The sequence below is a fragment of the Mycobacterium sp. ACS4054 genome (assembly GCF_001667275.1).
Lineage (GTDB): Bacteria > Actinomycetota > Actinomycetes > Mycobacteriales > Mycobacteriaceae > Mycobacterium.
On sequence record NZ_LZHV01000014.1, the window covers coordinates 189,970 to 197,495 of the forward strand.

At 68.0% G+C, this 7,526-nt stretch carries 9 protein-coding genes; 3 read left to right on the plus strand and 6 right to left on the minus strand.

Annotated features, from left to right (window positions below):
• Window positions 1–13 precede the first annotated feature (13 nt).
• Together A5730_RS02765 and bfr are read right to left on the minus strand one after the other, a co-directional pair.
• A complete protein-coding gene (locus A5730_RS02765) occupies window positions 14–2,086 on the minus strand; it encodes an MDR family MFS transporter (protein ID WP_067895301.1) in 2,073 nt (690 codons plus the stop codon).
• Window positions 2,087–2,170: 84 nt separating this feature from the next.
• Window positions 2,171–2,650 (minus strand): bacterioferritin, encoded by a 480-nt coding sequence (gene bfr, locus A5730_RS02770; RefSeq protein ID WP_055405255.1) that lies wholly within the window; start codon window positions 2,648–2,650, stop codon window positions 2,171–2,173.
• 358 nt (window positions 2,651–3,008) lie between these two features.
• Between bfr and A5730_RS02775 the strand changes: the two genes are divergently transcribed.
• Window positions 3,009–3,194: a bacterioferritin-associated ferredoxin gene (locus A5730_RS02775; protein WP_055405246.1), complete on the plus strand. Its 186-nt coding sequence runs from the start codon at window positions 3,009–3,011 to the stop codon at window positions 3,192–3,194.
• A 6-nt stretch (window positions 3,195–3,200) separates the two neighbouring features.
• Here A5730_RS02775 and A5730_RS02780 read toward each other — a convergent pair whose 3' ends face one another.
• The 4 genes from A5730_RS02780 to A5730_RS02795 are packed head-to-tail and all read right to left on the minus strand — an operon-like array spanning window position 3,201 to window position 6,091.
• Window positions 3,201–3,950: an enoyl-CoA hydratase/isomerase family protein gene (locus A5730_RS02780; protein ID WP_067895304.1), complete on the minus strand. Its 750-nt coding sequence runs from the start codon at window positions 3,948–3,950 to the stop codon at window positions 3,201–3,203.
• Between the two features lie 18 nt (window positions 3,951–3,968).
• The gene (locus tag A5730_RS02785; RefSeq protein WP_067895307.1) at window positions 3,969–4,412 is read right to left on the minus strand and encodes a TIGR03618 family F420-dependent PPOX class oxidoreductase; all 444 of its coding nucleotides are present in this window, start codon (window positions 4,410–4,412) and stop codon (window positions 3,969–3,971) included.
• A complete protein-coding gene (locus A5730_RS02790; protein WP_067895309.1) occupies window positions 4,409–5,119 on the minus strand; it encodes an EthD domain-containing protein in 711 nt (236 codons plus the stop codon). Before A5730_RS02790 ends, A5730_RS02785 begins: the two co-directional genes overlap by 4 nt.
• 36 nt (window positions 5,120–5,155) lie before the next feature.
• Window positions 5,156–6,091, minus strand: a complete 936-nt coding sequence (locus A5730_RS02795; protein WP_067895312.1) for a hydrogen peroxide-inducible genes activator — start codon at window positions 6,089–6,091, stop codon at window positions 5,156–5,158.
• Between the two features lie 101 nt (window positions 6,092–6,192).
• On the opposite strand from A5730_RS02795, the gene A5730_RS02800 reads away from it, so the two are divergent.
• Together A5730_RS02800 and A5730_RS02805 are read left to right on the plus strand one after the other, a co-directional pair.
• Window positions 6,193–6,780, plus strand: coding sequence for a peroxiredoxin (locus A5730_RS02800; protein WP_067895315.1), 588 nt, complete (start codon window positions 6,193–6,195; stop codon window positions 6,778–6,780).
• 28 nt (window positions 6,781–6,808) lie between these two features.
• Window positions 6,809–7,345 (plus strand): alkyl hydroperoxide reductase, encoded by a 537-nt coding sequence (locus tag A5730_RS02805; protein ID WP_067895318.1) that lies wholly within the window; start codon window positions 6,809–6,811, stop codon window positions 7,343–7,345.
• Window positions 7,346–7,526: the final 181 nt, after the last annotated feature.

Consider the following 7,526-nt stretch of genomic DNA (forward strand, 5'->3'; position numbering starts at 1 on the left):
CGCATCGCCCGTTTCAGGGGGCGGGCACCGCGATCTTGGTCGTGGGGCGGTCGTCGCTCCATTCCCGTTGCGCCAGAACGCGCCCCGCGACGCGATTCAGTGCCGCTTCGACCACGCGACGATCGGGTCGCCCGTCGAATCCCGGTGACCGGGCGAGCTTGTCGACCAGCCAGCCGACCAGCAGCGAGTGCACGTAGTCCACTTGCTGGGCGCCGGCCGGCGTCAGCCACATCTGGTCGCCGTCGCCCCGGGCGTATCCGGTCGCGATCAGGCGCGCGAAGGTGGGCTCCAAGACCTCGAACGGTATCCGCAGGTAGTCGGCGATGTCGGTGAGCCGGGCCGTGCCGTACATCTGTCCGTAGCGGTTGATGCGCAGGACGCCCCACAATCCGGCCACGTCGAGTCGGCAGTCGGGCCGCATGGCGATGCTGCGCAATCGCATGCCGGGCACCCCGCGCAGCATGCGTTCGACCGCGCCCTCCAGCATCTGATCCGGTGTCTCGGTGTTCGGCATGCCGAACGCGTCGCCGAGATCGATTGTGCTGTCGTGCATTTCGCGCAGCGGGATCTCCCGCAGGAATAGGGCGAGGACGAAGCCGGCCAGCGCGACCGGAACCGCCCAGAAAAACACGTGGGTGAGCGACTCGGCGTAGGCGGCGACGATCGGGGCGGCCGCCTGGCGGGGCAGCCGGTGCAAGGCCTCCGGCGACGCGGCGGCCGCGGCCGGCGCGCGGCTGGCCACCATTGCCGGGCCGATCCGGCTGTGCAGGAAGTTCGTGAACAGTGAACCGAAAATGGCGGCGCCGAACGAGCTGCCGATCGTGCGGAAGAAGGTGACGCCGGAGGTCGCGACGCCGAGGTCGTCGAAGCTCACGGTGTTCTGCACGATCAGGACGAGGGTCTGCATGCACATCCCGATCCCGGCGCCGAGGATGACCAGGAACAGCGATTGGACCAACGTCGATGTGGACGGGTCCATCCGCGACATCAGAAAGAACGCCACCGCCATGACGGCGGTGCCGGCGACGGGAAAGACTTTGTATCGGCCCGTGCGGCCGACGATGACACCACTGCCCATCGACGTGGTCAGCATCCCGATCACCATCGGCAACGTGCGCAGGCCCGACGTGGTGGCCGAGACGCCGTCGACGAACTGCATGTACGTCGGCAGGAACGTCAGGGCGCCCAGCATCGCGAAACCCACCACGAAGGACAGCACGCAGCACACCGTGAACACCGGGCTGCCGAACAGCCGGGTCGGCAGGATCGGCGCGGCGGCGCGGCTTTCCACCCAGGCGAAGATGCACAACGCGATCACCGAGCCGGCGAACAGGCCGATGATCGTGGGCGATCCCCACGGGTAGGTGGTGCCACCCCAGCTGGTGGCCAGCGTCAACCCGGCGGCGCCCAGGCCGACGAACAGGATCCCGGTGTAGTCGATGACCGGTTTGGTGCGCTCGGACAGCGCCGGGATGGCGGCGGCCGCCACGAAGAAGACCACGACCGAAATCGGCACGTTGATCCAGAACGCCCAGCGCCAGGTGAAGTGGTCGGTGAAGTAGCCGCCGAGCAAGGGGCCGATCACGGTGGTGACGCCGAACACCGCGCCCATCGCGCCCTGGTAGCGGCCGCGGTCCCGCAGCGGGATCACCTCGCCGATCAACGCCATGGCGGTCACCATCAACCCGCCGCCGCCGATGCCCTGCAGCGCCCGGGCCGCGACCAGCATGCCCATCGAGCTGGAGAGCCCACACAGCACCGATCCGGCGACGAAGAACACGACGGCCGCCTGGAACACCCGCTTGCGGCCGAACAGGTCACCGAACTTTCCGACGAGGGCGGTGATGATGGTCGAGGCGAGCAGGTAGCTGGTGACCACCCACGATTGATGGCCTGCGCCACCGAGATTGGCGACGATGGTCGGCAACGCGGTCGCCACGATCGTCTGGTCCAGCGCGGCCATCAGCATGCCGAGCAGGACCGCGACGAAGATGAAATTGCGTCGCTGCGGGTCGACCGCGACGTCCCCGGGCTCGGAATCCGACGTGCCGCCGGTGTCAGCCGTCGCTGGTGTTGCCCTCGTCATGCCCGCCTTCCCACGGCTTTCGATGGTAGTGAGTGCCCACGGTCAACCCGTGGCAACCAAAACCGGCGAAAGGCGTGGGCGGGGTCAGCTCGGCGGCCGGGACACGCACTGCGCGGAGTAGAGCTCCACGCCCAGCTTGTCCATCAGCTCCAGCTGCGTCTCGAGGTAATCGATGTGCTTTTCCTCGTCGGCCACAATCTCTTCCAGCAAATTGGCGCTGGTGGTGTCCTGCTTCTCGCGGCACATGATGATGCCGGGCTTGAGCCGGTCCATCACCTCGTACTCGATCGCCAGGTCGGCCTCGAACTGCTCGCGCAGCGTCTGGCCGATGCGCAACGAAAAGAGGCGCTGGTAGTTGGGCAACCCGTCCAGCAGCAGGATGCGGTCGGTGATGGCCTCGGCGTGCCGCATCTCATCGAAGGATTCGGCCCGGGTGTGCTCGGCGAGCTCGGTGAACCCCCAGTTGTCCTGCATCTTCGAGTGCAGGAAATATTGGTTGATCGCGGTGAGCTCGCCGGTCAGCTGCTCGTTCAGCAGGCGCAAAACATCCGGATCGCCTTGCATCTTCACTCCCCTACGGTGACGGTGTAAACGGTGGCCGTTCTCGGCGCCGGGCCGGGCGCGCTGGGCTGAGCGCACCATGCCGGGCCGTAACCGCACTTTGCCACGGCCGGTGGCAATCTTCCAGCAAGGTATGGCTGTGCTCAGTGTGTGTCTCGCGGAATCTCCGTGGCCCACGTTGCTGGCGGGTAAGGTTAGACTGCGCTAACGAAGTTAGGTTAGACTCAACTAATAAGGCTGTCGGTTCGGCACTTGTTTCGGGATTCCCGCTGACGCGGGATGCCGAGAAGGAGGACGAAGTGCGGTCGCGTGGCCACGCCGTCGACGAAGGGAATGTCGCCCGCATGCAGGGGATGCGCTGATGTACGTGTGCCTCTGTGTCGGCGTGACGAACCACACGGTGTCCGAGGTGGTCGCGCGCGGCGCCTCCACCTCGAAAGAGGTCATGGCCGCGTGCGGGGCCGGGGGCGACTGCGGACGGTGCAGGCGGACGCTGCGGGCGATCATCGCCGCGTCGGCAAACCTCGAGGCCGCCCCGTCGCGGTAGCCTGCGTCAGCGTTTGTTGAAGTCCGCCAGCGCGGCGGCGTTGGCCTGGGCGCCCATCAACTCGGCGAAGTGAGCGTTTTCCCGCGCGGTGGCCGCCGCGATCTCCGGACGAACGGGTTCCATCATCGTGTGCTTGACCGCCATCAGGCTCGAAATGGGCCGGCTGGCAAGGACTTCGGCGTGCCGGCGGGCCTCGGGCAACAGGTCATCCGGCTCGCAGACCCGCCAGACCAGGCCCATGCGGAGCGCCTCGTCGGCGTCGACCCATTCCGAGGACATCAACAGCCAGGCGGCGTTTTGCCGGCCCACCAGCTGGGGCAGCAGGTAGGACGACGCCGCTTCCGGCGCCACCCCCAGGCTGGTGAACGGGCACTTCAGCCGGGCCGTCGACGACATGAACGCCAAATCGGCGTAGCCCAGGATCGTGGCGCCGATGCCCACGCCGACCCCATTGACCGCGCAGATCAGTGGTTTGGGGAACGCGCTGAGGGCGTTGATCAGCCCGATGAAGCCATGCTTGCCCGGGGTGAAATCCGGATCGGTGATGCGGGCCTGCATCTCGGCCAGGTCGGTTCCGGCGCTGAAGCCGCGACCCGCGCCGGTCAGCAGCACCACGGCGACCCCGGGATCCTCGGCGGCGGACAGCAGCGCTTCCGTGGTGGCGTCGTAGAGGGCTTCGTCGAATGCGTTCAACGCCTCGGGCCGGTTCAGCGTGAGGGTGCGCACCCGCTTGTCGTCATCGATCTGCAGCGTCACCGCTGCAGCCTAACCAGGTCAGCCGTTGCTGTAGACGCGGGTGGGCGCGATCAGCACGACGGCGCGGCGCTCCCGCGCCATCGCCCGGTCGTACTCCTCCCAGTCGTCGTGCGTGCCGCCCGCGGCGGTGAAGACGTCGCGCAGCAACAGCCGCAACTGGTCCTGGGCGGGCAACCAGGGCTGCGCATCGTCCGGACCGACCAGCTCCGCGCGGCCCTCGACCGTCGCCCACTGCCAGCCGTTGCGGAACGTGACCGCCAGCTGCGGCCGCGCCCGCAGGTTTGCCAACTTGACCTTGCCGTAGGTGGTGAAGCCCAGCACCTCCTGGCCGGTTTCCGGGTGTGGCAGCAGGCCGACGTTGACCAGCGAGGCCTGCACCGTCTCGTCGGCGCGGACGGTGGAAACGACCGCCAGGCCATGTTCCGCCGCGGCCAGCGCCACGGCGTCGCGCAGAGTTGTCATGTGGCTTCCTCGATGAACGGTGTCTTGAAGACGTAGCGGCTGGTGGGGACGGTGTCGATGTTCTCGTTGGCGCCGAAGGCCGTGGTACTGGCGACCATTCGGCCCAACCGGTCGTGCAGATCGTTGTCGTCGGCGGCACCGAAGAACGCCTTGAGATCGGTGATCGCCTCCGTGGGGAACAACTCCTCGACGATGCCCGCGATTCCCGGTGCGTTCGGGGTGAGGGTCCGCACCACCCAGTTCTGGGTGTAGCCGAAGGTGGACTGGGTCTCGATGGCCACCGAGGTGTGATAGCGCTGCCATCGGGTCAGCCAGCTCGCCTCGTCCAGCCCGGCCGGCCGGCGCAGCAGCGCGATGTTGGCCAAACCCGTTGTCCGAGAACCTGATTCGGATGCGGGTGCTTTCAGCGGAACGGATTCGGTCACCAGGTACGCGGCGAGTTGTTCGCACTCGGCGTCGAGCAGGGCAAGGGCCGCCGCCATCTGCTCGCCGTAGCACTGCTGCGTCCACATGCTCACCACCGCCGCGACGGGCGGGTCCAGCGTGGTGAGCGTCATCAGTGACTGGCGCACCGCGTCGTCGCGCACGTTGACCGACAGCCCCGGCAGGCCCAGCTCCAACAGGGCGCTGGCGACGGGGCCGCGCTGGCGGGCGCACCACTTCTCGTCCGAATCGGCACGCATGAGCACGGCGATGACCTTCTCCATAGGCAGAACCTACTGCCCGGCCCGCGCCCCGCCGCCCTATTTGACCAGGCGCACCTGATGTTGGCTGCTGATCACGGTGCCGATGATTTCGGCCAGCTGCCGGTAGGACTCATCGCGGCCGCTCGACGAGCGGTACACCAGGCCGATGCGCCGTCCGGGGCGGGGCGCGGCGAACTGCGCCAGCCCGAGGCGGCTTCGCGTCGCCTCGACCGGCACCGCGCTCTGCGGGATCAGCGTCACGCCCAGGCCGCCGGTCACGCACTGCACCGCGGTGGCCAGTGAGGCCGCCCGGGTATTGGCCAGCTCGGCGCGCACGCCCGCCTTGTGGCACACGTCGAGCGCCTGGTCGCGCAGGCAGTGCCCCTCGTCCAGCAACAGCAGCGGCAGGTCGGCCAGCGCCGTCGCCGGGACCCGTCGCTTTCCCGAAAGCGGATGCCCGGGCGGCAGCGCCAGCACGAAGTCCTCGTCGTAGATCGGGATCGCGGTGACGCCGCGGGCGTCGGCCGGCAGCGCGATGAGCGCCGCGTCGAGCGCGCCCTCGCGCAGTATCGTCAACAGCCGCTCGGTCTGGTCTTCCGTCACCCGCAACGTCATCGCCGGGAAGCGTTCGGCGAGGCCGCCCAGCACGGTCGGTAGCACGTAGGGCGCCACCGTGGGAATCAGTCCCAGCCGCATCCCGGCGCGCAGCCGGTCGGCCGAGCCGGCGGCCGCGGCGGTGAACGCATCGGCCGCGTCGACGACGGCCTGGGCGCGCGGAAGCAGCTCCGTACCCTCCGCGGTCAACAGGACACGCCGGGTCGAGCGCTCGATGAGCTGGGCGCCGAGCCCGGTTTCCAGCGCCGCCAGCGCCTGGGACAACGTGGACTGGCTGACGCCGAGACTGGCTGCGGCGCCGCTGAATTGACGCTTCTCGGCGACGGCGACGAACGCGCGCAGGCCGGCGATCGTCGGCTGATAACTCTTATCGGGCATACCGATAAGTGTAGTGGGAAATATCACCTTTACTTCAGGTAGGGGAAACGGGCACCATGACAGGGAAAGCTAATCTTGAGTAGATCCAAATTAGGAGAGCCATGCCTTTGCTGACCATCGGCGACCAATTCCCCGCCTACGAGCTCACCGCGCTGATCGCGGGCGACCTGTCCAAGGTCGACGCCAAGCAGCCCGAGGACTACTTCACCACCATCACCAACGAGGACCACGAAGGCAAGTGGCGCGTTGTGTTCTTCTGGCCCAAGGACTTCACCTTCGTGTGCCCGACCGAGATTGCCGCCTTCGGCAAGCTCAACGACGAGTTCGCCGACCGCGACGCGCAGGTGCTCGGCGTCTCGATCGACAGCGAGTTCGTCCACTTCAATTGGCGGGCCCAGCACGAAGACCTGAAGAAGCTGCCGTTCCCGATGCTCTCCGACATCAAGCGGGAGCTGAGTCTGGCCACCGGCGTTCTCAACGCCGACGGCGTCGCCGACCGCGCGACCTTCCTGGTGGACCCCAACAACGAGATCCAATTCGTCTCGGTCACCGCGGGTTCCGTGGGCCGCAACGTGGAGGAAGTCCTGCGGGTGCTCGACGCGCTGCAGTCCGACGAGCTGTGCGCCTGCAACTGGCGCAAGGGCGACCCGACGCTCGACGCCACCGAGCTGCTCAAGGCTTCGGCCTAATCACCTAGGGTCTGATCAGGGAGGCGAGATGAGCATCGAAAACCTCAAGGAAGCACTGCCCGAGTACGCCAAGGACCTCAAGCTCAACCTGGGCTCCATCACGCGCACGACGGAGCTGAACGAGGAACAGCTGTGGGGCACCCTGCTGGCGAGCGCCGCGGCGACCCGCAACACCGAGGTGATCACCCAGATCGGTGCCGAGGCGGCCGATGTCTTGTCGGCCGAGGCGTACAGCGCCGCCCTGGGCGCCGCCTCGATCATGGCGATGAACAACGTGTTCTACCGAGGCCGCGGCTTCCTCGACGGGAAGTACGACGACCTGCGGGCGGGCCTGCGGATGAACATCATCGCCAATCCCGGTGTGGACAAGGCGAACTTCGAGCTGTGGTGCTTCGCCGTGTCCTCGATCAACGGCTGCCCGGACTGCGTGGCAGCCCACGAGCACACGCTGCGCGAGGCGGGCGTCAGCCGGGAGACCATCCAGGAGGCGCTGAAGGCCGCGGCGATCGTCGCCGGCGTGGCGCAAGCGATCGTCGCCTCCCAGACGCTGGCCACCGTCGGCTAGTGACGGCTCCAGCCTGGGTAGAACACGCGATCTGGTGGCAGGTCTATCCGCTGGGGTTTGTCGGCGCATTTCCCGCGTCGGACGAGCCCCCCCCCCCCCCCCCGCCCCCCCCCGCGCGGCCCCCCCCCCCCCCCCCCCCCCCCCCCCCCCCCCCCCCCCCCCCCCCCCCCGCACCCCCCCC

What these genes read in the sequence shown, in the direction of transcription:
- A5730_RS02765 (WP_067895301.1), bottom strand. Translation starts at nt 2,086, where the DNA reads ATGACGAGGGCAACACCAGCGACGGCTGACACCGGCGGCACGTCGGAT.
- bfr (WP_055405255.1), bottom strand. Translation starts at nt 2,650, where the DNA reads ATGCAAGGCGATCCGGATGTTTTGCGCCTGCTGAACGAGCAGCTGACC.
- A5730_RS02775 (WP_055405246.1), top strand. Translation starts at nt 3,009, where the DNA reads ATGTACGTGTGCCTCTGTGTCGGCGTGACGAACCACACGGTGTCCGAG.
- A5730_RS02785 (WP_067895307.1), bottom strand. Translation starts at nt 4,412, where the DNA reads ATGACAACTCTGCGCGACGCCGTGGCGCTGGCCGCGGCGGAACATGGC.
- A5730_RS02790 (WP_067895309.1), bottom strand. Translation starts at nt 5,119, where the DNA reads ATGGAGAAGGTCATCGCCGTGCTCATGCGTGCCGATTCGGACGAGAAG.
- A5730_RS02795 (WP_067895312.1), bottom strand. Translation starts at nt 6,091, where the DNA reads ATGCCCGATAAGAGTTATCAGCCGACGATCGCCGGCCTGCGCGCGTTC.
- A5730_RS02800 (WP_067895315.1), top strand. Translation starts at nt 6,193, where the DNA reads ATGCCTTTGCTGACCATCGGCGACCAATTCCCCGCCTACGAGCTCACC.
- A5730_RS02805 (WP_067895318.1), top strand. Translation starts at nt 6,809, where the DNA reads ATGAGCATCGAAAACCTCAAGGAAGCACTGCCCGAGTACGCCAAGGAC.